This is a genomic window from Rhodococcus sp. SBT000017 (genome assembly GCF_003688915.1).
GTDB lineage: Bacteria > Actinomycetota > Actinomycetes > Mycobacteriales > Mycobacteriaceae > Rhodococcoides.
This window is the reverse complement of the sequence record NZ_REFU01000001.1, coordinates 1,225,008-1,249,470: the sequence shown is the minus strand read 5'-3', so window position 1 is coordinate 1,249,470 and position 24,463 is coordinate 1,225,008. Positions and strand designations below refer to the sequence as shown.

The 24,463-nt window shown below is 64.6% G+C and carries 27 protein-coding genes and 1 pseudogene; 21 read left to right on the top strand and 7 right to left on the bottom strand.

Annotation, left to right across the window (positions count from 1 at the left end; genetic code table 11):
- Window positions 1-13 precede the first annotated feature (13 nt).
- Both AYK61_RS05530 and AYK61_RS05525 read left to right on the top strand, forming a co-directional pair.
- Entirely contained in the window at window positions 14-688 is a 675-nt protein-coding gene (locus AYK61_RS05530) for a 1-acyl-sn-glycerol-3-phosphate acyltransferase (protein ID WP_121870098.1), read from the top strand.
- Entirely contained in the window at window positions 685-1,485 is an 801-nt protein-coding gene (locus AYK61_RS05525) for an SDR family oxidoreductase (protein ID WP_121870097.1), read from the top strand. The genes AYK61_RS05530 and AYK61_RS05525 overlap by 4 nt, the downstream gene beginning before the upstream one ends.
- A gap of 8 nt (window positions 1,486-1,493) precedes the next feature.
- On the opposite strand, the gene AYK61_RS05520 is transcribed toward AYK61_RS05525, so the two are convergent.
- Both AYK61_RS05520 and AYK61_RS05515 read right to left on the bottom strand, forming a co-directional pair.
- Window positions 1,494-2,237, bottom strand: coding sequence for a polyprenol monophosphomannose synthase (locus AYK61_RS05520; RefSeq protein ID WP_121872467.1), 744 nt, complete (start codon window positions 2,235-2,237; stop codon window positions 1,494-1,496).
- 97 nt (window positions 2,238-2,334) lie between these two features.
- Window positions 2,335-3,099: a 2-phosphosulfolactate phosphatase gene (locus AYK61_RS05515; protein ID WP_121870096.1), complete on the bottom strand. Its 765-nt coding sequence runs from the start codon at window positions 3,097-3,099 to the stop codon at window positions 2,335-2,337.
- A 58-nt stretch (window positions 3,100-3,157) separates the two neighbouring features.
- Between AYK61_RS05515 and AYK61_RS05510 the strand changes: the two genes are divergently transcribed.
- Window positions 3,158-3,589, top strand: a complete 432-nt coding sequence (locus tag AYK61_RS05510; RefSeq protein WP_121870095.1) for a hypothetical protein — start codon at window positions 3,158-3,160, stop codon at window positions 3,587-3,589.
- 8 nt (window positions 3,590-3,597) lie between these two features.
- On the opposite strand, the gene AYK61_RS05505 is transcribed toward AYK61_RS05510, so the two are convergent.
- Complete coding sequence (locus tag AYK61_RS05505) at window positions 3,598-3,873, bottom strand: hypothetical protein (protein ID WP_057477670.1); 276 nt, start codon at window positions 3,871-3,873, stop codon at window positions 3,598-3,600.
- Window positions 3,874-3,973: 100 nt separating this feature from the next.
- On the opposite strand from AYK61_RS05505, the gene AYK61_RS05500 reads away from it, so the two are divergent.
- Together AYK61_RS05500 and AYK61_RS05495 are read left to right on the top strand one after the other, a co-directional pair.
- The gene (locus tag AYK61_RS05500; protein ID WP_128646469.1) at window positions 3,974-4,618 is read left to right on the top strand and encodes a hypothetical protein; all 645 of its coding nucleotides are present in this window, start codon (window positions 3,974-3,976) and stop codon (window positions 4,616-4,618) included.
- A gap of 79 nt (window positions 4,619-4,697) precedes the next feature.
- Window positions 4,698-5,147 (top strand): hypothetical protein, encoded by a 450-nt coding sequence (locus AYK61_RS05495; protein WP_121870093.1) that lies wholly within the window; start codon window positions 4,698-4,700, stop codon window positions 5,145-5,147.
- Window position 5,148: 1 nt separating this feature from the next.
- Here the strand turns inward: AYK61_RS05495 and AYK61_RS05490 are convergent, their stop codons facing one another.
- Window positions 5,149-5,811 (bottom strand): aquaporin, encoded by a 663-nt coding sequence (locus AYK61_RS05490; protein WP_121872466.1) that lies wholly within the window; start codon window positions 5,809-5,811, stop codon window positions 5,149-5,151.
- A 273-nt stretch (window positions 5,812-6,084) separates the two neighbouring features.
- Between AYK61_RS05490 and AYK61_RS05485 the strand changes: the two genes are divergently transcribed.
- The 14 genes and pseudogenes from AYK61_RS05485 (at window position 6,085) to nuoN (ending at window position 21,596) form a co-directional block, all read left to right on the top strand.
- Window positions 6,085-6,444 (top strand): NADH-quinone oxidoreductase subunit A, encoded by a 360-nt coding sequence (locus tag AYK61_RS05485; protein ID WP_032397854.1) that lies wholly within the window; start codon window positions 6,085-6,087, stop codon window positions 6,442-6,444.
- Between the two features lie 72 nt (window positions 6,445-6,516).
- Window positions 6,517-7,071, top strand: a complete 555-nt coding sequence (locus tag AYK61_RS05480) for an NADH-quinone oxidoreductase subunit B family protein (protein WP_121870092.1) — start codon at window positions 6,517-6,519, stop codon at window positions 7,069-7,071.
- Complete coding sequence (locus tag AYK61_RS05475; protein ID WP_121870091.1) at window positions 7,068-7,730, top strand: NADH-quinone oxidoreductase subunit C; 663 nt, start codon at window positions 7,068-7,070, stop codon at window positions 7,728-7,730. Before AYK61_RS05480 ends, AYK61_RS05475 begins: the two co-directional genes overlap by 4 nt.
- Entirely contained in the window at window positions 7,730-9,028 is a 1,299-nt protein-coding gene (nuoD, locus tag AYK61_RS05470) for an NADH dehydrogenase (quinone) subunit D (protein ID WP_121870090.1), read from the top strand. Before AYK61_RS05475 ends, nuoD begins: the two co-directional genes overlap by 1 nt.
- Entirely contained in the window at window positions 9,025-9,918 is an 894-nt protein-coding gene (gene nuoE / locus AYK61_RS05465) for an NADH-quinone oxidoreductase subunit NuoE (RefSeq protein ID WP_121870089.1), read from the top strand. The genes nuoD and nuoE overlap by 4 nt, the downstream gene beginning before the upstream one ends.
- A 1-nt stretch (window position 9,919) precedes the next feature.
- Window positions 9,920-11,221, top strand: coding sequence for an NADH-quinone oxidoreductase subunit NuoF (gene nuoF, locus AYK61_RS05460; RefSeq protein ID WP_121870088.1), 1,302 nt, complete (start codon window positions 9,920-9,922; stop codon window positions 11,219-11,221).
- A gap of 71 nt (window positions 11,222-11,292) precedes the next feature.
- A pseudogene (locus AYK61_RS05455) lies at window positions 11,293-13,688 on the top strand (NADH-quinone oxidoreductase subunit G).
- Window positions 13,685-14,995: an NADH-quinone oxidoreductase subunit NuoH gene (gene nuoH / locus AYK61_RS05450; protein WP_259467941.1), complete on the top strand. Its 1,311-nt coding sequence runs from the start codon at window positions 13,685-13,687 to the stop codon at window positions 14,993-14,995. The pseudogene AYK61_RS05455 and the gene nuoH overlap by 4 nt, the downstream one beginning before the upstream one ends.
- Window positions 14,988-15,557 (top strand): NADH-quinone oxidoreductase subunit NuoI, encoded by a 570-nt coding sequence (nuoI, locus tag AYK61_RS27735; protein ID WP_374700648.1) that lies wholly within the window; start codon window positions 14,988-14,990, stop codon window positions 15,555-15,557. Before nuoH ends, nuoI begins: the two co-directional genes overlap by 8 nt.
- Complete coding sequence (locus AYK61_RS05445; RefSeq protein WP_121870087.1) at window positions 15,554-16,321, top strand: NADH-quinone oxidoreductase subunit J; 768 nt, start codon at window positions 15,554-15,556, stop codon at window positions 16,319-16,321. Before nuoI ends, AYK61_RS05445 begins: the two co-directional genes overlap by 4 nt.
- The gene (nuoK, locus tag AYK61_RS05440; protein WP_008717020.1) at window positions 16,318-16,617 is read left to right on the top strand and encodes an NADH-quinone oxidoreductase subunit NuoK; all 300 of its coding nucleotides are present in this window, start codon (window positions 16,318-16,320) and stop codon (window positions 16,615-16,617) included. The genes AYK61_RS05445 and nuoK overlap by 4 nt, the downstream gene beginning before the upstream one ends.
- A gap of 13 nt (window positions 16,618-16,630) precedes the next feature.
- Window positions 16,631-18,502: an NADH-quinone oxidoreductase subunit L gene (nuoL, locus tag AYK61_RS05435; RefSeq protein WP_183130167.1), complete on the top strand. Its 1,872-nt coding sequence runs from the start codon at window positions 16,631-16,633 to the stop codon at window positions 18,500-18,502.
- A 35-nt stretch (window positions 18,503-18,537) separates the two neighbouring features.
- Window positions 18,538-20,037, top strand: a complete 1,500-nt coding sequence (locus AYK61_RS05430; RefSeq protein WP_397485430.1) for an NADH-quinone oxidoreductase subunit M — start codon at window positions 18,538-18,540, stop codon at window positions 20,035-20,037.
- A complete protein-coding gene (nuoN, locus tag AYK61_RS05425; protein ID WP_121870085.1) occupies window positions 20,034-21,596 on the top strand; it encodes an NADH-quinone oxidoreductase subunit NuoN in 1,563 nt (520 codons plus the stop codon). The genes AYK61_RS05430 and nuoN overlap by 4 nt, the downstream gene beginning before the upstream one ends.
- An 11-nt stretch (window positions 21,597-21,607) precedes the next feature.
- Here nuoN and AYK61_RS05420 read toward each other — a convergent pair whose 3' ends face one another.
- Window positions 21,608-22,087 (bottom strand): DUF4188 domain-containing protein, encoded by a 480-nt coding sequence (locus AYK61_RS05420; RefSeq protein WP_121870084.1) that lies wholly within the window; start codon window positions 22,085-22,087, stop codon window positions 21,608-21,610.
- 76 nt (window positions 22,088-22,163) lie between these two features.
- Between AYK61_RS05420 and AYK61_RS05415 the strand changes: the two genes are divergently transcribed.
- The gene (locus AYK61_RS05415; protein ID WP_121870083.1) at window positions 22,164-22,760 is read left to right on the top strand and encodes a TetR/AcrR family transcriptional regulator; all 597 of its coding nucleotides are present in this window, start codon (window positions 22,164-22,166) and stop codon (window positions 22,758-22,760) included.
- Here the strand turns inward: AYK61_RS05415 and AYK61_RS05410 are convergent.
- Together AYK61_RS05410 and AYK61_RS05405 are read right to left on the bottom strand one after the other, a co-directional pair.
- A complete protein-coding gene (locus AYK61_RS05410; RefSeq protein ID WP_121870082.1) occupies window positions 22,754-23,674 on the bottom strand; it encodes a YdcF family protein in 921 nt (306 codons plus the stop codon). The two genes, AYK61_RS05415 and AYK61_RS05410, sit on opposite strands and share 7 nt — an antisense overlap.
- A gap of 126 nt (window positions 23,675-23,800) precedes the next feature.
- A complete protein-coding gene (locus AYK61_RS05405; protein ID WP_121872464.1) occupies window positions 23,801-24,055 on the bottom strand; it encodes a hypothetical protein in 255 nt (84 codons plus the stop codon).
- Between the two features lie 161 nt (window positions 24,056-24,216).
- Between AYK61_RS05405 and AYK61_RS05400 the strand changes: the two genes are divergently transcribed.
- A complete protein-coding gene (locus AYK61_RS05400) occupies window positions 24,217-24,420 on the top strand; it encodes a DUF664 domain-containing protein (RefSeq protein ID WP_121870081.1) in 204 nt (67 codons plus the stop codon).
- Window positions 24,421-24,463: the final 43 nt, after the last annotated feature.

Below are 24,463 nucleotides of genomic sequence, written 5' to 3'. Positions count from 1 at the left end.
AGGGGGTTCATCCATGTGGTATCTGCTGTTCAAATATGTGCTGATCGGGCCGATTCTCCGCATTCTCGGACGTCCGTCGGTGGTCGGTGGAGGCAATCTCCCGACGACGGGGCCGGTGATCATCGCCGGCAACCACCTCACAGTGGTCGACTCGTTCTTTCTCGTGCTCCTGGTTCGTCGTCGTGTCACGTTCATCGCCAAGAGCGAGTACTTCACCGGCCGAGGAATCAAAGGTGCGGCGCTTCGGTGGTTCTACAGCGCGACAGGTCAGGTTCCCGTCGATCGGCGCGGTGCCGACGCGTCAGCTCCAGCGCTCGAGGCTGCGAAAAGCATTCTGCAACAAGGGAAAGTGTGGGCGGTATATCCGGAGGGGACTCGGTCTCCCGACGGGCGACTGTACAAGGGCAAGACCGGCTTGGCGAGAGTTGCGATCGAAACGGGTGCGCCTGTCGTACCGGTGGTGATGCGCGGAACGCGCACGGTCAATCCGGTCGGCTCGCGGATGTGGCGTCCGGGGAAGGTGCGCATGATCGTCGGCGAACCGCTGGACTTCACGAGATATGCGGGGGGAGAGAACAGCAGGGCAATTCTGCGTGCGGCCACCGACGAGGTGATGGCGGGGTTGTCCGCCCTGTCGGGTCAGGAATACGCCGACGTGTATGCCGCCACGGTCAAGGATGCAGCATGAACACGTCGCACGGACAGAGACGCGGGCGTACCGTCCTTGTCACCGGTGTGGGTCGACGCCGCGGAATCGGTTACGCCATCACCCGCAGGTTGCTGCAGGACGAGCATGCCCGGGTCTTCGCGCAATCGTGCGACGACTACGACGTGAGCGAACCGTGGGGAGCGGGCACACCGGGAGCGGTACAGGTGCTCACCGAGTTATCCACCGCACCAGGTGGGCTCGGGCACCTCGACATCGATCTCTCCGATCCGGAAGCACCTTCCACCCTGTTCGATGCTGCCGAATCCAGGTTCGGTGCCGTCGACTCGTTGGTGATCAACCATGCGCGGTCGCAGCTGGGTGATCTGGATTCGATGACGGCGGAGTCGCTCGACCTGACCTGGGCGGTGAACGTGCGAGCGTCACTGCTCCTCGTGCAGGAATTCGTGCGGCAATATGTGGCGCATCCCGACGGTGGACGCGTCGTGCTGTTCACGTCCGGCCAGGACCAGGGGCCCATGCCGACCGAGATTCCCTACGCGGTGAGCAAGGGTGCCATCGCGTCGATCACCCCTACTCTGGCCGATTCGGTGATCGACCGCGGCATCACCGTCAACACGATCAATCCCGGTCCTACCGACACAGGCTGGGCGAGTGCCGATCTGGACGAATTCGTCGGACGCCACATGCCGCGCGGTCGGTGGAACTCACCCGAGGAGGCTGCGGCGGTCGTGGCGATGCTGCTCTCGCCCGATTCGGGCTCGATCACCGGTCAGGTCATCGGAGCCGAAGGCGGATTCCGACGCTTCACGCCGTGAGGCTTCGGTCAGAGCTTCTTCTTGCGCAGCAACAACTTCCAGGGCACAAGTGCCGACTCGAGTTGAACCGACAGGCTCATCTTGGATTCGCCCTCGCTGCGCTCCTCGAACGTGATCGGCACCTCGGCGAGAGTGAGGCGGTGCTTGACGGTCCGGTAGTTCATCTCCACCTGGAACGCGTACCCGTTGCTCTGGACCGAGGCCACGTCGATGGTGCGCAGGGTGCGCGCGTGCCACGCCTTGAATCCCGCTGTCGCATCCTTGACTCCGAGGCGCAGGATCGTGTTGACGTAGAAATTCGCCCATGCGGACAGGGCCTTGCGGTGCCAGGGCCAATCGGCGGCGACCGCTCCGCCGGGTACGTACCGCGACCCGAGGACCACGGCCGCGTCGGTGGTGTTCAGTTTGTCGATCATCGCCGGGATCACCTCGGTGGGGTGCGAGAGGTCGGCGTCCATCTGAACGACGATGTCCGCACCCTCGTCGAGCGCTCGCGTCATTCCTGCGACGTACGCGCGTCCGAGCCCGTTCTTCTCGGTGCGGTGCAGAACGCTGACGTCGATGGGGCCGTCGATCGCCAACTTGTCGGCGACGTCGCCGGTGCCGTCGGGCGAATTGTCGTCGACCACCAACACACCGAGCCCTTCCACCTGCAACCCGGCCAGCAGCTCGACGAGCTTGGGGAGGTTCTCACGTTCGTTGTACGTCGGTACAACGACGGTGGTCTTCGGGGCGACTCGTTCCGTACTCACCACCGTATGATCCGTGATTCGGGGTTCCGATCCAAATATCGGACACGATCGGCCGTGTCGGGTCGGCATCGTGGGTCGTTTTCGAGCCCGCGCCGATTCACGACCGAGTCGCGTCGACGAATACGCCGTCGCGCAGAATCGGAACGCAGGAACTCGAATCGACCTCGGCCGCAATGTCCACGTCTTCCGGGTGTCCCATCCCGGCCAATTCGCGACCGGAGCCGCATTGCCGCAGCTCGGACCCCACGTCGTGCTCGACGGCTCGCCACGCGGCAGCGGCCGTTCTCGCGTCCGGGGAGGCACCGGAAGCTCCGGCATCGAGCAGGGCGGCGATGACTGCACCGGCCCCCCACAGGTCCTCGACGGCAGGCCGAAGCGATCCGTCCGGCCACCGTTCCCCGGCCGCTATGACGGCTATCACCGCACTCCGGTTTCTCGCCCAGATCCACTGCGCTACCGCGGACGCGTTTCTCAGCGACGCTCCCACACACAGCTGGGCCGTACTCGCGAGCTCGTCGGCGATGGTGGACCCGTTCGGTGACGGCAGCACCAGCCGAGCCGGGGCAGGCGCGGCCCGTACGGTGGCCGGGCACAAGCTGATCCGGCCCGTTGCGGCGGCCGACCGTCCCACTGCGAGGACTGCGTCGAACTGCTCGGCCAACTGCGTGGCCCGGTCGTCGCGCCACTGACTGGGGATGACGTCGATGCCCGCGTCGACAGCGACCGTGAGAGTGGTCGTGAAAGAAAGGACATCCACGACGACGGCGATGTCTGCGCCGTCGGCGATGGCATCGGCACCGCACAGACCCCAGTCGAAGCGGAGTCCGTACGCGTTCTGGGACAGTACGGGGTCGGCCGGCATTGCCGAACGGTAGCAAGTCCGGTGATACCTTCGGCGCGGGATCGAGTGGGGGAGAAACATGCAGTTGGAACTGGACACCAAGGTGATCGTCCTCGTGGCCGGTTTCCTGCTGCTGTGGGCACTGGGGTTGGGGGTGGTCAAGTATCACCAGATGTCGACGTCGCCGGATGGCACTGCGCATCGCTATGTCGACATCGCCCATCGGGCAGCGTTGATGTACTCGTTCGCAGCCCTGGTGCTCGCTGTGTTGGCGCAGTTCAGTGCGTGGTCGGTCGCGGTGGATCTGATCGCCGCATCGGTGGTGCTGTTGTTCTTCGTCGCTGCCGTCGTGAGCTACACGGTGCACGGGTTTCGTCGGGACACCGAGAACCAGTTCGTCGATCCCGTCCCGGGGACGCATCTGTTCATGGTGTCGTTGATCGTCGGCGAAATCGGCGGTACAGCGGTGCTCGTGGCCGGTTTCGCAGTCGAGCAGTTCGGTCCGAGTTGAGCCCGGAGCTACCGAGGGTCCAGGTAAAGCTCGGCGGTCTCGGTGGCGACGGCGGAGACTGCAGCAGCGAGACCGGGCTCGAGGTCCAGTGCGGCGGTGAGTCGTTCTCCGCGCAGCCCCTGCGTTCGGAGTAGCTCCCAGGCCTGTTCGACCAGGCGCACCGAGGTGGGATGGTCCAACTCGGGGCGGTTCGAGCGCAGTGCAGTGGCAGCCCAGTCTGCGTCGAACGTCCCGTTGGGTGGACCGAACACACGCTCACCGGACGAATAGCTCTTCGGCTCCATACCGTCCGACGCTAGCAGGATCGGAGGGCTGTGCAATCGTGACCGAATTGCGTCGGGACGGCACTACCGAACCGATCGGTTTCTTCAGTACGGTATGGCGATGTACGACGGTCACCGCAGGGCTCCACTCGCGCTCTCGGTCGTCGGCTCACTGGCGCTCGGTCTTCTCGCCGGCTGTTCCGGCGAGGACGGCAGCATGCCGGTCGACGAGGTCTCGGCCGGCACGAACTACACCACGGTCACGGGATCACTGGTCGTCGGTGATCCCATGTCCAATCCCGAGCCGACCGTCGAAGCGCTGCCGCCCGCGGTGACAGAGCTTCCTCCGATCCTCGATGGCGCGCGATTCCCTGGTGCGTCGCCGGTCGGTGTCACCGACGTGGTGTTGGGGGCGTCGTCGACGGTCGAATTCCGGTTGGCGGGCAACGGCCCGGTGTCCTATACGGTGAGGTACGTCGACGAGGCCGTCCGCTACGCCACGAGTGAACCGATGGCAGTGCCGGGCAGATCCGTGTTGCAGGTCGATCTGTCGGGTACGTCGACGGACTCCGACGACACGTTCTCTCTGTACGCCGGGCCCGAACGGATCCGAAGCGATACGGATTCCGCCGTCGTCTCGGTCGATTTTCTGGCCGATCCCGGCGGAATCTCGCAGGCCTTCGTCGGAGTTGCCGCCGATCGACCCGAGTTCACGGTGGCCACCACCGAAGAACCCGCCGCGGTGATCGTCACCGTCGAGTCCTGAACGGCGCTGGAACGTCGAATGCACTTCGGCCGTGGCTGTTTCGATCCGTTCGCCGGGGACCGCGCGGTAGCATCGCGGTGTGTCCGACGCCACAGCGGGAGAGAGTCCATCCGGTCGTGTTCGCGTGCTGGTGTACAGCAGCAATGCGGCGACCCGTGCCCAGGTGCGGTCTGCGGTGGGAACTCGACCGGATCCCGCACTCGGTGACATCGAGTACGTCGACATCGCCACGGCGGCCGTCGTTATCGAGCACATGGATGCAGGCGGTGTCGCGTTGGCGATCCTCGACGGCGAGTCCTCGCCTGTCGGCGGTCTGGGTCTGGCGAAGCAGTTGAAGGACGAGATCGTCGACTGCCCACCGGTGTTGGTGCTGATCGGACGTCCGGACGACGCCTGGTTGGCCGAATGGTCGCGCGCCGAGGCTGCAGTTCCGCACCCGCTGGATCCGATCCGGCTCGGGCGGGCGGTGGTCGATCTACTGAGGCAGCACTCGGGACCCGTCGGTGTTCCGGTCTCTCGACCGCGCTAGATCAGACCGTCTTTTCCGCTGCGGGCACCGTCAGCACGAACCGGTGGATCGAGCCGGCGATGACAGCTCCGAGCACGGGGAACACCACGAATACCCATAATTGTGACAGGGCAGGGCCGCCGGCGAGGAGAGCTGGTTCGAAGGACCGAGCAGGGTTGACCGAGGTCGAGTCGATTCCGATGCCCAGCAGGTGAACGGTGGGGGCCGTGGTGGCCAGTACGACGGGGACGAGCAGGCCGGTCGCGATCGTCTCGAACACCGCCACCGACGCCAGCCCGTATTCTCCGGGCGAGGAGCTGCCGAATCCATTGGTGCCCAGACCGTCCGAGGGCATGTCGTATCCGGGACGGCCGGACGCGACGAACAGTACGATCAGCGCGCCGATCACTGCACCGACGGCCCGGGCGGCGATGTAGAACACAGCCTTGATCGGGGTGATGGCGCGAGCTGTCAGGGCTCCGATCGTCACGGCCGGGTAGATGTGGCATCCCGAGATCGGGCCGATCGCGTAGACGAGGGCGAGCAGTGTGAGCCCGAATGCCAGGGCGATGCCCGGGGTTCCGACAGTGTCGCCCGCGATGACGGCGGTGCCGACGCCGAAGATCACGAGCAGGGCAGTTCCCAGTCCGTCGGCGGCGAGCGCCGAGACGGAAATCGACTTCATCATTTTTCCTGTTGCATATCGGCGGCCGCGTTCGGCCGGGATCGTCGGCGGGTTTGTCGTTCTCCTCGGACCGGATCGCACGGGGCCGGTGAGTGATCTGAGTCACAGTCCTGAGATCGGGTGCCCCCGCGCGTCAACGGATTACGAAACTGACACCTCGAAATCCCGCGAGATCGACACCGAACCCATACTGTGTGGTTCAGGTCACATTGGTACGGCCGTCGCATTTACTACGCGCCGGCGCGGTAGTCGATCGAGGGAGCAGATGCCGGGATGAACGCCTACGTTCCGATACTCGTTCTCGGTGCCATTGCGGTCGTGTTCGCGGTGTTCTCGGTGATGGTCGGAACCATGGTGGGGCCGGCGCGGTACAACCGAGCGAAGTTCGACGCGTACGAGTGCGGCATCGAGCCCACGATGCATGCGCCTACGGGCCAACGATTTCCGGTGAAGTTCTATCTGACTGCCATGCTGTTCATCATTTTCGACATCGAGATCGTCTTCCTCTATCCGTGGGCGGTCCACCTGGACGTCCTGGGCGCTTTCGGGCTGGTTGCCATGGCACTGTTCGTCGTCAACGTGTCGGTGGCCTACGTCTACGAGTGGCGGCGAGGCGGGCTCGGATGGGACTGACGTCCGAACACTGATCGGCGACGGCACGATGCACGGTTCTCACCTCGAGCGGATGCGGAAAGAGTGTGATCGATGGGACTCGAAGAGAAGCTACCCAGCGGATTTCTGCTGACCACCGTCGAGGGGTTGGCCGGCTACGCACGCAAGGGTTCGTTGTGGCCCGCGACCTTCGGTCTCGCGTGCTGCGCGATCGAGATGATGGCCACCACCTCAGGTCGGTTCGATCTCGCGCGATTCGGCATGGAGGCGTTCCGTGCGTCTCCGCGCCAAGCGGACCTGATGATCGTGGCAGGCCGTGTCAGCCAGAAGATGGGGCCCGTACTGCGGCAGGTGTACGACCAGATGGCGGAACCGAAATGGGTCCTGGCCATGGGAGTCTGCGCGTCCTCGGGTGGAATGTTCAACAACTACGCGGTGGTTCAGGGTGTCGATCACATCGTTCCCGTCGACATCTACCTACCCGGTTGCCCACCCCGACCCGAGATGCTGCTCAACGCAATCCTGGAGTTGCACAAAAAGATTCAGGAGATGCCACTGGGTGTCAATCGTGACCAGGTGCGCGCGGCTGCCGAGGCTGCAGCGCTGGCGTCCACCCCGACCATCGATCTGAAGGGGCTGCTGCGATGACGGCGCACGGATCCCGCGGGATGTTCGGTGTCCGGGGGAGTGGCGACACCTCCGGTTACGGCCGGCTGCAGCCGCCGGTGGAGTCGGTGGATACCGCTGTCCGGCCGTACGGCAGCTACTTCGATGCCCTGGTCGATCGATTGGCCGCTGTTCTCGGCACCGGTGACGCGGCCGTGCCGTTCGAGGACGCCGTCGAGCGTGCGGTGATCTTTCGCGGTGAACTGACGCTGCATCTCTCGCGGGAGCACGTGCCCGCCGTGGCCCGTGCTCTCCGTGACGACGCGGAACTGAGATTCGAATTGTGCACGGGCGCATCGGGTGTGCACTACCCGGATCAGGTCGGCCGGGAATTGCGCGCGGTCTACCATCTGGTGTCCATCACCCACGGACGCCGTCTGCGACTCGAAGTGGCTGTGCCCGATGCGGATCCGCACACACCCTCGCTCTGTGCGGTGTATCCGACCAACGACTGGCACGAGCGTGAGGTGTACGACTTCTTCGGCATCGTCTTCGATGGTCATCCCGCACTGACGCGGATCGAGATGCCCGACGATTGGGTCGGTCACCCGCAGCGCAAGGACTATCCCCTGGGTGGAATTCCCATCGAGTACAAGGGCGCTCAGGTTGCGCCTCCCAACGAGCGCAGGTCGTACAACTGATGAGCGCAACGGACGAAACGATCTATGCAGTGTCGGGCCAGGACTGGGACGACGTGGTCGAACTGGCGCGCGGGTCGACCACGGAACGCATCGTGGTCAACATGGGTCCGCAACACCCGTCCACCCATGGTGTGCTGCGGTTGATTCTCGAGATCGAAGGCGAGACCGTCACCGAGGCCCGGTGTGGAATCGGCTACCTGCACACCGGTATCGAGAAGAATCTCGAGTATCGCAACTGGACTCAGGGCGTCACGTTCGTCACTCGGATGGACTATCTCTCGCCCTTCTTCAACGAGACCGCGTACTGCCTCGGGGTGGAGAAGCTACTCGACATCACCGACGACATTCCCGAGCGCGCGACGGTCGTACGGGTGATGCTGATGGAGCTCAATCGAATCTCGTCGCACCTCGTGGCATTGGCCACGGGCGGAATGGAATTGGGTGCCGTGACGGCGATGCTGTTCGGATTCCGGGAACGCGAACTGATACTCGACGTCTTCGAGGCCATCACCGGACTTCGAATGAACCACGCCTACATTCGTCCCGGCGGCTTGTCGCAGGATCTACCCGCCGATGCGATCGACAAGGTTCGCGAGCTGTTGCGGGTCCTTCCCGGACGGCTACGCGATCTCGAACTCATGCTCAACGACAACCCGATCTGGAAGGCCAGAACCGAGAACGTCGGGTATCTGGACCTGACGGGGTGCATGGCCCTCGGCGTCACCGGTCCGGTGCTTCGATCGACCGGACTTCCCTACGATCTGCGCCGGTCCGATCCCTACTGCGGGTACGAGAACTACGAGTTCGATGTCGTCACCGACACCGGATGCGACTGCTACGGGCGCTATCTGATTCGCGTCGAAGAGATGAAGGAATCGCTCAAGATCGTCGAGCAGACCCTCGATCGCCTGCGGGCCGGACCGGTGGTCATCGACGACAAGAAGATCGCCTGGCCGGCCGAACTGGTCTCCGGACCCGACGGTCTCGGCAATTCTCAGGACCACGTGCGCACCATCATGGACACCTCGATGGAGTCGTTGATCCACCACTTCAAACTGGTGACCGAGGGAATGCGAGTGCCGGCGGGCCAAGTGCTGTCCACGGTGGAATCGCCGCGAGGCGAACTGGGTGTGCACATCGTCAGCGACGGCGGAACTCGGCCGTACCGAGTGCATTTCAGAGACCCCTCGTTCACCAATCTGCAGGCGGTTGCCGCGATGTGCGAGGGCGGCATGATCTCCGACGTCATCGCTGCCGTCGCCAGTATCGATCCGGTGATGGGCGGGGTGGACCGATGATCGCGCCACGCTCGGAGCCGGTGCTCGTCCCACTCGGAGCCCGTCCCGAGGAAGCCGTACAACTGGTCGGCCCCGACGCACGCGCGTCCTATCCGGCCGACGTCCGGGCCCGGCTGCGCGCCGACGCCGACATCGTGCTCGCCCGCTACCCTCAGGCTCGATCGGCGTTGCTGCCGTTGCTGCACCTGGTGCAATCCGAGGACGGATATCTCACGCCTGCCGGAATCGAATTCTGCTCGGATGTAGTCGATCTCACCGGAGCAGAGGTGACCGCGGTCGCGACGTTCTACTCGATGTATCGCCGCGAGCCCACTGGCAACTATCGCGTCGGAGTGTGCACCAACACCCTGTGCGCCGTCATGGGCGGTGACGCCATCATGGATGCCTTGCGGGATCATCTCGATATCGACCACGGCGGAACCACGGCCGACGGTGCCATCACCCTCGAGCACATCGAGTGCAACGCCGCGTGCGACTTCGCGCCGGTGATGATGGTCAACTGGGAATTCTTCGACAACAGAACTCCGGCGTCGGCGCGGGAACTTGTCGACGCGCTTCGATCCGGTGCGCAGGTGACCCCGACCCGCGGCGCTCCGCTGTGCACGTTCCGCGAGACCGAGCGAATTCTGGCCGGGTTCGCCGACGACCGACCCGGGGCACTCGAATCCTCCGGCAGCGCAGGCGAAGCCACTCTCGCCGGCCTCCGGTACGCGCTAGAGCACTCGATGTCGGCTCCCCGGGCCGACGCCGGCTCCCCGGACGATCACCCCGATCTGGGTGCCGAAGCAGTGGCGGAGACGGTGCGCGAGAAACCCGCTCCGGCTCCTTCGGCCACCGTTCCACCGCAGCCGAACACCACCGAAACCGATCCGCCGACGAAGGGGATGTGACATGGCCCTGACGCCGGTGCTGAGCGAATTCTGGGACGAGAAGAACTCGTGGACACTCGACACCTACCGCAGTCACGAGGGATATCGAGGCCTGGAAAAGGCCCTGGCCATGGACCCCGACGATCTCATCGCCTTCGTCAAGGATTCCGGTCTGCGCGGTCGTGGCGGTGCAGGATTCCCGACCGGAACGAAGTGGAGCTTCATCCCACAGGGTGACGGGAAAGCTCACTACCTGGTGGTCAACGCCGACGAGTCGGAGCCGGGTACGTGCAAGGACATGCCATTGATGATGGCGAGCCCGCACACGTTGATCGAGGGGATCATTATCGCGGCGTACGCTATTCGGGCATCGCACGCCTTCGTGTACGTCCGCGGTGAAGTGGTACCGGTGCTGCGCCGTCTGCAGGCCGCGGTTGCCGAGACATACGCGGCCGGATACCTGGGCAAGGGCGTTCTCGGAACGGGATTCGATCTCGAACTGGTGATCCATGCCGGTGCCGGCGCGTACATCTGCGGCGAGGAGACGGCTCTGCTCGACTCGTTGGAGGGTCGCCGCGGACAACCCCGGCTGCGTCCACCGTTCCCCGCGGTCGCAGGCCTGTACGCGCGCCCGACAGTGGTCAACAACGTCGAATCGATCGCCAGCGTTCCGGTGATCCTGCGCAACGGAATCGAATGGTTCCGGTCGATGGGCAGCGAGAAGTCACCCGGATTCACCCTCTACTCGATCTCCGGCCACGTGTGTCGCCCCGGCCAGTACGAGGCCCCGCTGGGCATCACCCTGCGGGAACTGCTGGACTACGCGGGCGGCGTCCGGCCCGGTCACGAGCTCAAGTTCTGGACACCGGGAGGATCGTCGACACCGATGTTCACCGGCGATCACCTCGACGTGCCACTCGACTACGAAGGCGTCGGCGCCGCCGGATCGATGCTGGGAACCAAGGCATTGCAGATCTTCGACGACACGACGTGCGTGGTGCGAGCGGTGTTGCGATGGACGGAGTTCTACGCACACGAATCCTGCGGCAAATGCACCCCGTGCCGAGAGGGAACCTACTGGCTGGTGCAGATACTGCGCCGCGTCGACGGCGGAACCGGCAGCGAAGCGGACCTCACCACGTTGCTCGACATCGCGGACGGCATCGCCGGAAAGTCGTTCTGCGCCTTGGGAGACGGAGCCGCTAGCCCCATCGTGTCCTCGCTGAAGTACTTCCGCGACGAGTACATCCGACACGTCACCGAACAGGGATGCCCCTTCGATCCACACCGATCGACTCTGATGGCAGAGGAGCTGACGTCATGACCACAGCAGCACATGGTCGTTCCGCGGGCTCCACTCCTGGCAACCCTGAGCAGTCGGTCACTCGAGTGGAGATGGTGACACTGACCATCGACGACCACGAGATCAGTGTTCCGAAGGGCACGTTGGTGATTCGCGCCGCCGAGCTGATGGGCGTGCAGATTCCGCGCTTCTGCGATCACCCGCTACTCGATCCGGTGGGGGCGTGCCGGCAATGTCTGGTCGATGTCGAGGGGCAACGCAAGCCGTTGGCGTCCTGCACGACGACCGTGGCCGAGGGCATGATCGTGCGCACCCAGGTGACATCGGAGTCCGCGGAGAAGGCGCAGCGAGGCGTCATGGAATTGCTGCTGATCAATCATCCGCTCGATTGCCCGGTGTGCGACAAGGGCGGCGAGTGCCCGCTGCAGAACCAGGCGATGGCTGCGGGTCGAGCAGAGTCCAGATTCGTCGAAACGAAACGCACGTACCCCAAGCCGATTCCGCTGTCGGCCGAGGTCTTGCTGGACCGGGAGCGGTGCGTCCTGTGCGCGCGGTGCACTCGTTTCGCAGATCAAGTGGCCGGCGACCCGTCCATCGACTTACTGGAGCGTGGTGCGATTCAACAGGTGGGGATCTTCGGCAACGAGCCGTTCGACTCCTACTTCTCGGGCAACACCGTTCAGATCTGTCCGGTGGGTGCCCTGACCAATACCGAGTATCGGTTCCGTGCGCGCCCGTACGATCTCACCTCGTCACCGAGCGTGTGCGAGCACTGCGCAGGAGGCTGCGCTCAACGCACGGACCATCGACGCGGCAAGGTCCTTCGCCGGCTGGCGGGGGACGACCCGCAGGTCAACGAGGAATGGAACTGCGACAAGGGACGGTGGGCGTTCAAGTACGCCACCGAACCCGATCGCATCACGGCGCCGATGATCCGCGACGAATCGGGGGAGTTGATCGAGACGTCGTGGTCGGCTGCGCTGGCCGCCGCGGCGACGGGGCTGGCCGCATCGGTCGGCCGGGCCGCGGTGCTGATCGGCGGAAGGTCGACCTTCGAGGACGCCTACGCGTACTCCAAGTTTGCTCGAACAGTGCTGCACACCAACGATATCGACTTTCGCAATCGCAGCCACAGCGCCGAGGAAGCGGACTTCCTGGCCGGTCGAATCGCAGCGACCGGGTTGGGGGTCACCTACACCGACCTCGAGAACGCACCGGTGGTGTTGCTCGTCGGCTTCGAGCCCGAGGAAGAATCACCACTGTTGTTCCTGAGGCTTCGGAAGGCGCACCGCACGAGCGCGGTGGTGGTGGCGTCGATCGCACCGTTCTCCACCAGGGGCCTACGAAAGCTCGACGGCATCCTGCTGCAGTCGATTCCCGGTGACGAACCGGGGTGGCTCGATGCGTTGCACGTCGGCGATCGTGGCACCGAAGCGATTGCCCAGCTCCTCCGAGAGCCCGGTGCGATCGTGCTCGTGGGCGAGCGGCTCGGCTCCGTGCCGGGCGGTCTGGCGGCGGCCTCGAAACTGGCGGACGACACCGGGGCGCGCCTGGCCTGGATTCCGCGACGCGCCGGAGAACGCGGTGCCCTCGACGCAGGGGCGCTGCCGAACGTCCTGCCCGGCGGGCGTCCGGTGACCGACGCGGCTGCGCGCGCCGAGGTGGCGGCGGTGTGGGCAGTGCCCGAGCTGCCGGCGGGGGTGGGCCGCGACACCGCCGCGGTCCTGGCCGACGCCGGACCGAATCGTGTCCTGGTCACTGCCGGAATCGATGTCGACGATCTGCCGGACCCCCGGGCTGCGCTCGATGCACTGGACCGATCGGCGTTCGTGGTGAGCCTCGAGCTACGCCGCAGTGCGGTCACCGAGCGGGCCGACGTGGTGTTCCCGGTGGCGCCGGTGGTCGACAAGCCGGGAACTTTCGTCGACTGGGAAGGTCGACCTCGCGCCTTCGACACTGCGCTCGGTGCCGGAGCGGTGATGCCGGATCAACGCATCCTCGACGCGATCGCGGCACAGATGGGCGTCGAACTGGCCGTGCCCGACGCGGCAGCGGCACGCGCCGAGTTGGTTCGCCTCGGTGTGTGGGACGGCCCGCGCACCGCGGTGGCCCGGTGGCACCCCGCGTGGACGTTCCGGCCCTCGGTTCCGGGGACGCGGTTCTGGCCACGTGGCGGATGCTTCTCGATGCGGGACGGATGCAGGACGGTGAGGACAATCTCGCCGCGACCGGTCGCGCGCCCACGGTTCGGTTGTCGGCGGCGACGGCCTCGGCGATCGGGGCGGAGACCGGTGACTTGGTGAGCGTCGGGACGGACCGGGGCTCGATCACGTTGCCGCTGACGATCACCGACCTGCCCGACTCCGTGGTGTGGGTACCGATGAACTCGCCCGGTTCGGCGGTGTATCGCTCGCTGGGGGTGCAGTCGGGCGCGGTGGTAGGCATTCGTCGTGTTTCTGCGGAATCCACCGAGGGAGGCCAGTCATGATCGTGGCCGCGCCGACCGATCTGTCGATGTTCGGCACCGATCCGTGGTGGTTGGTTGTCGGGAAGGCCTTGGCGGTCTTCGTGTTCCTGGTGCTCACGCCGCTGGTGGCGATCTATGCCGAACGCAAGATCATGGCGTGGATGCAGATGCGGGTGGGGCCCAACCGGGTGGGTCCCTGGGGTCTGTTGCAGTCGCTGATGGACGGCATCAAGCTGGCGCTGAAAGAGGGGATCACTCCGACCGGCGTCGACAAGCCGATTTACATTCTGGCTCCGATCATTTCGGTGGTTCCTGCGTTCATGGCCTTCGCGGTGATTCCGTTCGGTCCCGAGGTGTCGGTGTTCGGTACGACGACGCCGCTGCAGATGACCGACCTGCCGGTGGGTGTTCTGTACATTCTCGCGGTCACGTCGGTGGGGGTGTACGGGATCGTGTTGGCAGGGTGGGCGTCGGGCTCGACGTACCCGCTACTCGGTGCTTTGCGTTCGACGGCGCAGGTGATTTCCTACGAGGTCGCAATGGGCCTGTCGTTCGCGGCGGTCTTCCTGTACGCGGGCACCATGTCGACGTCCGGAATCGTTGCTGCGCAACAGAACACCTGGTACGTGTTTCTGCTGCTGCCGTCGTTCCTGGTGTACGTGACGGCGATGGTCGGCGAAACCAACCGCGCTCCGTTCGATCTGCCCGAGGCGGAGGGTGAGTTGGTGGGCGGTTTCCACACCGAGTACTCGTCTCTTCGTTTCGCCATGTTCATGCTCGCCGAGTACATCAACATGGTCACCGTGTCGGCGCTCGCGACCACGCTGTTCCTCGGCGGCTGGCGGGCTCCGATTCCGCTGAGTCTGTGGAGCGGTGCCAATTCGGGCTGGTGGCCGGTGCTGTGGTTCACCCTCAAGGTGTGGGTGTTCCTGTTCGTGTTCATCTGGCTGCGTTCGACCCTGCCGAGGCTGCGCTACGACCAGTTCATGAACTTCGGCTGGAAGATTCTGATTCCCGTTGCCCTGATCTGGGTGATGGTGATCGCGACGGTGCGCGTCCTCGGGGCCGATCGGTACGACGTACCGCTGGTCACGTTCGGTGTGTCGATGATCTTCGCGGTGGCCGTGCTGGGTGCGCTGCTGCTGATGGTGCGCAGGCGTGCCCGGGAACGGAACGTGCCACCTCCTCTACCCGTCGCCGAGTTCGATGCTCTGGCAGGCGGATTCCCGATACCTCCCATTCCCACGCAGGGCTCGAATTTCCCGAGCCGGCATGCCGGTGTGCGCTCGCCCGCCGCCAGGTCACCGAAGGAGAACGCCGATGCCTGAATTTCTCGGTCCCATAGCGGGTTTCGGGGTCACGTTCGCCACGATGTTCAAGAAGGCCGAGACGGAGCTGTATCCGGAGGAGAAGAAGCCCACCGAGGTTCGCTACCACGGTCGGCATCAGCTCAATCGGTACGCCGACGGTCTCGAGAAGTGCATCGGCTGCGAGCTCTGCGCGTGGGCCTGCCCGGCCGACGCCATCTACGTCGAAGGAGCCGACAACACCGAGACCGAGAGGTTCTCTCCGGGTGAGCGTTACGGCGGGGTCTACCAAATCAACTACCTGCGGTGCATCGGGTGCGGATTGTGTGTGGAGGCCTGTCCCACACGGGCTCTGACGATGACCAACGAGTACGAACTCGCCGGTGACAACAGAGCCGATCTGATCTACGAGAAGGAATCTCTGTTGGCCCCTCTGCAACCGGAGATGGTGGCACCACCGCACGCGATGGCACCGGGCCTTTCGGCCGAGGACTACTACCGGGGAACCGTCACCGGCCACGAGACCCCAGCGGAGTCCGCAGCCGAACCCGCATCCGAACCCGAGGGCGGTTCGGTTCGATGACTGCCACAGTGCAGCTCGCCCTCGATGCCACGTCCACCGGTGAGGCCGTGCAGTTCTGGACCCTGGGTGTCGTTGCCGTCATCGGTGCCCTCGGGGTGGTGATGAGCACCAAGGCAGTCTACTCGGCGTTGTTCCTCGCTGCCACGATGGTGGTACTGGCCACCTTCTACATGGCGCAGGGGGCGTTGTTCCTCGGTGTCGTGCAGATCGTCGTCTACACCGGCGCGGTGATGATGCTGTTCCTGTTCGTTCTGATGCTCGTCGGAGTCGACACGTCGGAGTCGCTGACCGAAACCCTGCGCGGTCACCGCATTGCAGCCGTCGTCATCGGAATCGGCTTCGGACTGTTGATCATCGGGGTACTGCTGCGCGACGCGGCAAATGCCGGTCGGCTCGACTTCGCCGGTCTCGACGCCGTCAACTCCGCCGGAAACGTCGAGGGCCTGGCAGAGCTGATCTTCGTCGAGTACGTGTGGGCGTTCGAGTTGACCGGGGCGCTGCTGATCACTGCCACCATCGGAGCGATGATTCTGGCGCACCGGGAAGCTCTGGGGCCGGTCAAGGGTCAGCGAGAAATGGCACAGGATCGATTCCGCGACGGCTCGAGGGTGACACCGCTGCCGAGTCCTGGGGTGTACGCCAGACACAACGGGGTCGATCGCCGCGCCTTGTTGCCCGACGGAACCGAGTCCGAGTCCTCCGTCAACGCCATGTTCGCCGATCCTCGAAGCCAGTACAAGGTGGACGGGGGTGACGAGCGATGAATCCGGAGAACTATCTCTATCTGTCCGTTCTGCTGTTCACGATCGGAGCGGCGGGTGTCATCGTCAGACGCAACGCCATCATCGTGTTCATGTGTATCGAATTGATGCTCAACGCAGTCAATCTGGCGTTCGTCACTTTCTCCCGCATGCACGGCAATCTCGACGGACAGTTGTTCGCGTTCTTCACCATGGTGGTCGCCGCCGCCGAGGTGGTGGTGGGCCTGGCCATCATCATGGCCATCTTCCGATCTCGTCGGTCGATTTCGATGGACGAGAACTCCCTGATGAAGAATTGACGGGGGCGCAGAAATGATGTCGATGCTGTGGCTTCTTCCGGCTCTGCCTGCATTCGGTGCAGCGTTCCTGCTGCTCGGTGGCAGGCGCACCGACCGCTGGGGGCACCTCGTCGCGACGGCGGCGGCAGCGTCCTCGTTCGTCGTGGCTGCGGTGGTGTTCGGCTCGATGCTCGGCCGCGCCGAGTCGGGCCGAGCCTTCACCCAGACCCTGTTCCGGTGGGTTCCGGTCGACGAATTGCAGGTCGAGTTCGGCTTGCGCGCAGATCAATTGTCGATCTGCTTCGTCCTGCTGATCACCGGTGTCGGGTCGCTCATTCACGTGTACTCCATCGGCTACATGAGCCACGACGCCGAGCGGCGGCGCTTCTTCGCGTACCTCAACCTGTTTCTGGCAGCCATGCTGCTGCTGGTTCTGGCCGACAACTTCCTCGGCCTCTATCTGGGGTGGGAGGGTGTGGGTCTGGCGTCGTATCTGCTCATCGGCTTCTGGCAACACAAGCCGTCGGCTGCGTCGGCTGCCCGAAAAGCGTTCGTGGTCAACCGAGTCGGCGATATCGGCTTGGCCGTTGCGCTGATGATCATGTTCGTCAACTTCGGCTCCGTGCAGTACGACGACGTGTTCGCCGGAATTGGCGAGGCGAGCGAATCGGTGGCCACCGCCATGGCACTGATGTTGTTGTTGGCGGCGTGTGGAAAGTCGGCGCAGGTGCCGCTGCAGTCGTGGCTCGGCGACGCCATGGAGGGCCCGACACCGGTATCGGCATTGATTCACGCGGCCACGATGGTCACGGCCGGGGTGTATCTCATCGTCCGCTCGGGACCGGTGTTCGAGGCGTCGCCCGCCGCCCGCGCTGCCACCGTCACAGTCGGGGCGGTCACCTTGCTGTTCGGAGCCGTCATCGGTTGTGCGAAGGACGACATCAAGAAGGCGCTCGCGGCGTCGACGATGAGTCAGATCGGGTACATGGTGCTCGCGGCCGGGCTCGGCCCCTCCGGGTACGCGTACGCCATCGTGCTCCTGATCTCGCACGGCTTCTTCAAAGCGGGATTGTTCCTGGGCGCGGGCTCGGTGATGCACGCGATGAACGACGAGACCGACATGCGACGGTTCGGTGGACTCCGCGCCGCGATGCCGATCACGTTCGTCACGTTCGGCCTCGGGTATCTCGCCATCATCGGACTGCCGCCGTTCTCCGGCTTCTTCGCCAAGGATCCGATCATCGAGGTCGCCTTCGCCGCCGAGGGAGTGGCAGGCCCGGTTCTCGGCTGCGTGACTTTGCTCGGTGCAGGCCTGACGGCCTTCTACATGACTCGGGTGATGCTGTTGACGTTCTTCGGTCCGAAACGCTGGTCCGCGCAGGCACATCCGCACGAGGCGTCGGCGACGATGACCGCACCGATGATCGTGTTGGCCGTCGGCTCGGTGGCGTCGGGTGCCTTTCTCGCGGTGGGCGGACGCCTCGAGGCATGGCTCGAACCCGTGGTGGGATCGGCACACGAGGAGCACGCGATTCCGGCATGGGTGGTCACCGTCGCCGTCCTGGTGGTCGTGCTGATAGGCGCGACCCTCGCCTACCGCAAGTACATCGTCGGTGAGGTTCCACCGACGCCACCCGAGGATGTGTCGGCCCTGACCCGAGCTGCACGTGCCGATCTCTACGGAGATGCCGTCAACGAGGCGGCATTCATGCGTCCAGGACAGACCCTGACGCGCGCAATGGTGCACGCCGACAACGGTATCGACGCCGTCGTGGACGGGGTGGGTAGCTCGATCGGTGGCGCATCGACGCGGTCCGGGCGGCTGCAGACGGGATATGTGCGGTCGTATGCGTTGGCGATGTTCGCGGGAGCTGTTCTCGTGGTCCTGATGGTGGTGGCTCTGTGACGACTCCCTGGTTGACCGTTCTATGGGTAGTCCCGATGCTCGGCGCGATCGTCGTCGCCCTGGTGCCCGCCGCTCGCCCGACCGTCGCGCGCAGTGTCGCAGTGGGTTTCGCTGCCGGGACCTTGGCCGTGTCGGTCGCCTTGGCGGTGTCGTTCGACTCCGGTGGTGATCGGTACCAGTTCGTCGAAGACCACGCCTGGATAGCGGCTTTCGGTGCGCGGTACACCCTCGGCCTGGACGGAATCGGCCTCGTTCTGGTGTTGCTCACCACCGTTCTCACGCCCTTGCTGCTCGTCGCGGGCTGGAACGACGGCACTCGCGTCGCGAACTACGGCTCCCGTCGGGTGTCGCACACGTACATGGCGTTGATCCTGGTGGTCGAGTCGATGGTGCTGGTGTCGTTCACCGCGTTGGACGTGTTGTTGTTCTACATCTTCTTCGAGGCGATGCTGATTCCGATGTACTTCCTCATCGGTGGCTTCGGGGGAGTCCATCGAACGCGCGCCGCGGTGAAGTTCCTGTTGTACAACCTGTTCGGCGGTCTGGTGATGTTGGCGGCCGTCATCGGCCTGTACGTGGTGACCGCGAGACCCGACGGGCCTTTCGACGGCGGGACATTCGATCTGCGCGCGATCGCCGATGCGGCTGCATCGGGCGGACTCGGTGTGGATCCGATGGTTCTGAATGCGCTGTTCCTCGGCTTCATGTTCGCTTTCGCGATCAAGGCACCGTTGTGGCCGTTCCATTCGTGGCTACCCGACGCCGCTGTCCAATCCACACCCGCGACTGCGGTGCTGATGATGTCGGTGGTGGACAAGGTCGGCACGTTCGCGATGCTGCGGTTCTGTCTCGAACTGTTCCCCGGCCCGTCGCAGACGTTCGCGCCGTGGATCATCACTCTCGCGGTCATCGGCATCGTCTACGGCGCGATACTGGCGATCGGCCAGACCGACATGATGAGACTGATTGCCTACACGTCGATTTCGCACTTCGGATTCATCATCCTCGGCATCTTCGCCATGACCGGCCAGAGTCAGGCCGGCGCCACGCTGTACATGGTCAACCACGGAATCTCGACGGCCGCACTGTTCTTGATCGCGGGCTTCCTCGTGTCGCGTCGAGGGTCACGAGCTATCGCCGACTACGGCGGGGTGCAGAAGGTGGCACCGGTGCTTGCCGGGACGTTCTTGATCTCGGGGCTTGCCACGCTCTCGCTCCCCGGCCTCGCGCCGTTCGTGAGCGAATTCCTCGTGCTGATCGGCACGTTCGGTCGATACGGCGTCGCCGCGATAGTGGCCGCAGGAGCCCTCGTGCTGTCGGCGATCTACATTCTGTGGCTCTACCAGCGCGTCATGACCGGCCCGGTCCGGGAGGGCAACGAGACGGTGCCCGATCTCGTTCGACGCGAGCTGGTTGTGGTGGTGCCGTTGATCGCGTTGCTGATCGTGCTCGGGGTGTATCCGAAACCTGCGCTCGATGTCATCACTCCGGCAGTGCAATCCACGATAGTCGACAGTTCAGGAGGTCAGCGATGACCACACCCGAGGTGCAGTACGGTTTGCTGGCACCGATGTTGATCGTGTTTTCGGTCGCAGTGCTCGGTGTTCTCGTCGAAGCGTTCGTGCCGCTGCGGGCCCGTCGGATCACGCATCTGAGTCTCGCTCTCGCGGGACTGGTGGCGGCGCTGGCGGCGATCCTCGGTCTGGCAGGCACCGAGGCGTCGGCGATGTCCGGGGCGGTAGCGATCGACGGTCCCACCCTTTTTCTGCAGGGAACCATTGTGCTGGTGTCGATTCCGGCAATCGCACTGCTCGCGGAGCGCACCGTTGCAGTGACGTCGGCCGGTGCCGAACGCCGCATAGATTCGTTCACTCCGCAGGCATCGACCACTCCGGGCAGCGTGGCGGAGAAGGAGGCCATCGACGCAGGCGTCGCCCAGACCGAGGTGTTTCCTCTGGCGATGTTCGCGATCGGCGGCATGTTGTTGTTTCCGGCGTCCACGGATCTGCTGACGATGTTCGTGGCGCTCGAAGTGCTGTCGTTGCCGCTGTATCTGCTCTGCGGACTGGCCCGACGGCGGCGGTTGCTCTCTCAGGAAGCGGCTCTCAAATACTTTCTGCTGGGCGCGTTCTCGTCCGCCTTCTTCCTGTTCGGGGTCGCGTTCCTGTACGGATACGCCGGAACCGTTCGGTTGGACGGCATCGCCGACGCCATCGCGGCGGACGGTCAGGGTAGATCGCTCGCGCTGATCGGAACCGCCTTGCTCGCCGTGGGTCTGCTGTTCAAGGTCGGTGCTGTGCCCTTCCACTCGTGGATTCCCGACGTCTACCAGGGTGCCCCCACGCCGGTGACGGCACTGATGGCCACGGTGACCAAGGTCGCGGCTTTCGGTGCGATTCTCCGCATCTTCGGGATGGCGCTACCCGGTCTCGAATCGAGTTGGCGGCCGATGCTGTGGGTCGTCGCCATCGCGACGATGGTGCTGGGTTCGGTTGTCGCGGTGACGCAGACCGATGTGAAACGGATGCTGGCCTACTCGTCCGTTGCGCACACCGGATTCATCCTCACCGGAGTGACGGCACTGGGTGATCCGGGTGACGTGGGTGATTCCGGTGTGTCGGCCACGATGTTCTATCTGTTGGCGTATGCCTTCAGCACTCTCGGGGGGTTCGCGATCATCGGGTTGGCACGCGACGAACGCGGTGAGGTGAGTGATCTGGAACGGTGGGCGGGAATCGGTCGACGCTCTCCGCTGGTGGCTGCGGTCTTCGGATTGTTCTTGCTCTCGTTCGCCGGCATACCGCTCACCAGTGGCTTCATCGGCAAGTTCGCGGTGTTCAATGCTGCCTCGGGTGCCGGGGGAGCGGCACTGGTCGTGGTCGGCGTGGTGTGCAGCGCGATTGCAGCGTTCTTCTACGTACGGGTGATCGTGCTGATGTTCTTCACCGATCCGGGAGGCAGGACCGCCACGATCGTGCGCCCGACGGCCTCGGTATCGTGCGCGATCGGGCTCTCGGTGGTGGTCACCGTGGTTCTCGGAGTCTTCCCACAGCCCGTTCTCGACCTCGCTGCGCGTGCCGGGAACTTCCTGTAGCCGTCGAGCTTCTACTTCGCGGACTTCATTCGCTGCTTCCACGTCTGCGAGCCCGTACCGACCGGGAGTCCACCGATGGCTCCCGCGAGGCCGAACCCAGGCATGTTGACGTAGATCGCCTCACTGTTCTGTGCTGTCGCGGTATAGGTTTCGTGCCACACGCCGACGTGGCGGGTTGCGGCCACCGATCGGTTGAAGGCGCGCCAGGCGGGTGCATGTGGTGCGTCGGGATCGGAGGCGAATCGCGTCAAGTCCTCGGCAGTGCGCCAGTAGCTGACCAACATGGTGGTGCGTCCCAGCCACGAGTGATAGCCGAGCAGCCCGGAGGCGGGATCCTGCTCGAGATGGCCGAGCATCCGCGGCATCGCGCGCACCGCGGGTAGCCACGAGCGAACGGCCACCGGATTGTTGATACGCATTCCGATGAGGAAGACAGTGACGGTGTCTCGTTCGGATTCGACCGTGCGGCGTCCGTCGATGATGGGTGGCATGACGTGTTCCCGTCTGTTCGTGGGGTAAAGCATTATGTGACACTGTTATAAAACACCGTTGTGATAAGTTTCGCAAGTGGCGAGACCCAGAATTCACGACGCGGAGTTGCGGACCCGGCTACTCGAGGCCGCGGCGGAAACCGTTGCGAACCAGGGCGTCGACTCGTTGTCGCTGCGTAAACTCGCGGCCGCACAGAGCACCTCGACAACGGCGATCTATTCACTGTTCGGCGGACGCGCCGAGTTGCTCGTGGCACTGTTCGCCACGTCGTTCGCGAGTTTCGGGGACTCCCAGCGCCGGGTCCCGGTCACAGGCGATCCCGAGGTCGATCTGCGCGAACTCGCCGCCGCGTACCGAGACTGGGCTCTACGCAATCCGCATCTGTACGCGGTGATGTTCGGCGGAGTGCTCGGTTCGATCGATGTGGCAGACGAGGCGCAGCGCGCGGACGCGGCCATGGATCCGCTCCGCGCGGCCGTCTCGAGCGCCGTCGCGGCGGGAACGATGAGCGGGGCTTCGGTCGAGCTGATCAGCCACTCGTTCTGGGCGATCGTGCACGGGTTGGTGTCGCTGGAGTTGGCAATGCCCTCGACCTCCGACGACGACGAGACCCGTCGCGCGATGTTCGACGCGGGAACGGAGTCCGTGCTGCGCGGGTGGTCGCGTCAGTAGGTGCGCGGTATTCCGAGAATCTTGGTTGCATCCACGGTCATACCCAACCGAGCTGTCGGAGCGAGTGCGGGCAGATCCGGGACATCGTCGACATTGGTGGTCGCAGCGCCGATCACGTCGGAGCCGGCAATCTCGAAGTCCGATATCGCACGCCGTAGGTGGCTCGGAGTCGTCGCCAGCACCATGTTCTCGATGCCGATCTCAGCTGCCAGTGCGGTGGTGCGCTGTGCGTTCTGCACCGTCGAATTCGCGGTCGATTCGCTGTGAATGCGGTCGGCCGCGATGCCTTCCTCGACGAGCCACCGCTGCATTGCCTCGGCCTCGGTGATGCCGCTCTGCGGATTCCCGCCGGTGACGATGATGGGGGACTCGGGGGAGCGCTCCGCCGCGGCGACGGCCGAGCGTAGTCGTGCCACCAACTCGGGTGTCATGTTGCCGTCACCGTCGAGCCCCAGCCCGAGCACCACGATCGCGGTGCGCGGTCCGTCGGTGGTCGGCGCGAAGTCGATTGTCTCCGTGGCGACTTCGTCGATGACGGCGATGGCTCGATCGACTGCATCGGCCAGAGTGGGAGAGAGGCCGCGTAGGCGAGCCCCATGCTCCGCCACGGCAACGGCATCGGCGGTTGCGTTGGCGTAGAACGTCTGCAGCGCTGCCACATTGGCGTCGTCCGCGGCGGCGGTTGCGAGTGCGTCGAGTGCAGCGAAACCGGTGTCGTAGCGACCCTTCACCAGCGCATCCTGCGCGCCGTTGTACTGCTCTGCGTCGGCCGAGCGGACCGACTCGGCGGCGGTTGCCGGGGCCGACGCCGCGGGCTCGGCCACCGCCGTGATCGAGCCGAAACCGACAGCGAGGGCGGCGGCACAGGTGACGACAGCAATGCGAACGGTCGGATGTACTCGGCCTTGTCGCACTACTGACGTCCTTCCGAACGATGACGGGTTTCCGCCACCCTAGCTCAGTTCGGTGCCTGTGTGACTGATGTGAGCAGAGTTGTTCGAGTTACACGAATGTACTTCTGAGCAGGGACTCTCGTACTGTTACAGAGAAACGGGGGCGCGTCCGCGATCGGCGGGTTCGATGGTCACCTCGGCATCGGGAAGGAAAACTCGCTCGGTCGTCGTGGTTCCGTCGACGCCATCGGTCACCGTCACCGCCACGCTCTCGGCAACCTGGCCCGCGCTTTCGATGAACCCGGTCGCAACGCCTTCCTCTATGAGCAGATGATCACCCACCAGGAGAAGAAGCTCGTCCGCCGTCACCGTTCGTCTGCCGCCCACATCTTCGATAGTCATGAATCCCACCGTAATGCGCGGCGCTGCACAGTGCCGTCACATGTTCGACAATCGCAGCATGACCGAACGGCGAACGACATGGACAGCGCCAACTCAGGAACCGGTCGACGGTCCCCTCATCGGCGACGAGCGGCCGATTCTCGAAGGAATGCTGCAGTGGCATCGAGCGACGCTGCTCAACATCTGCGCAGGCGCGAACTCGGAGCAACTGGCACGACGTCCGTTCCCGCCCTCGATTGGGCTCGATGTCGTTCCACCCGATGTCGCTGCGGATGGTCTACGTGCACATGATCGGCGAATACGCCCGACGCAACGGACACGCGGACATCATCCGCGAACAGATCGATGGAGTGATCGGCCGTTGAGGGCATAGCGTAGACACACGACCCGACCCCCCATACGGAAGAA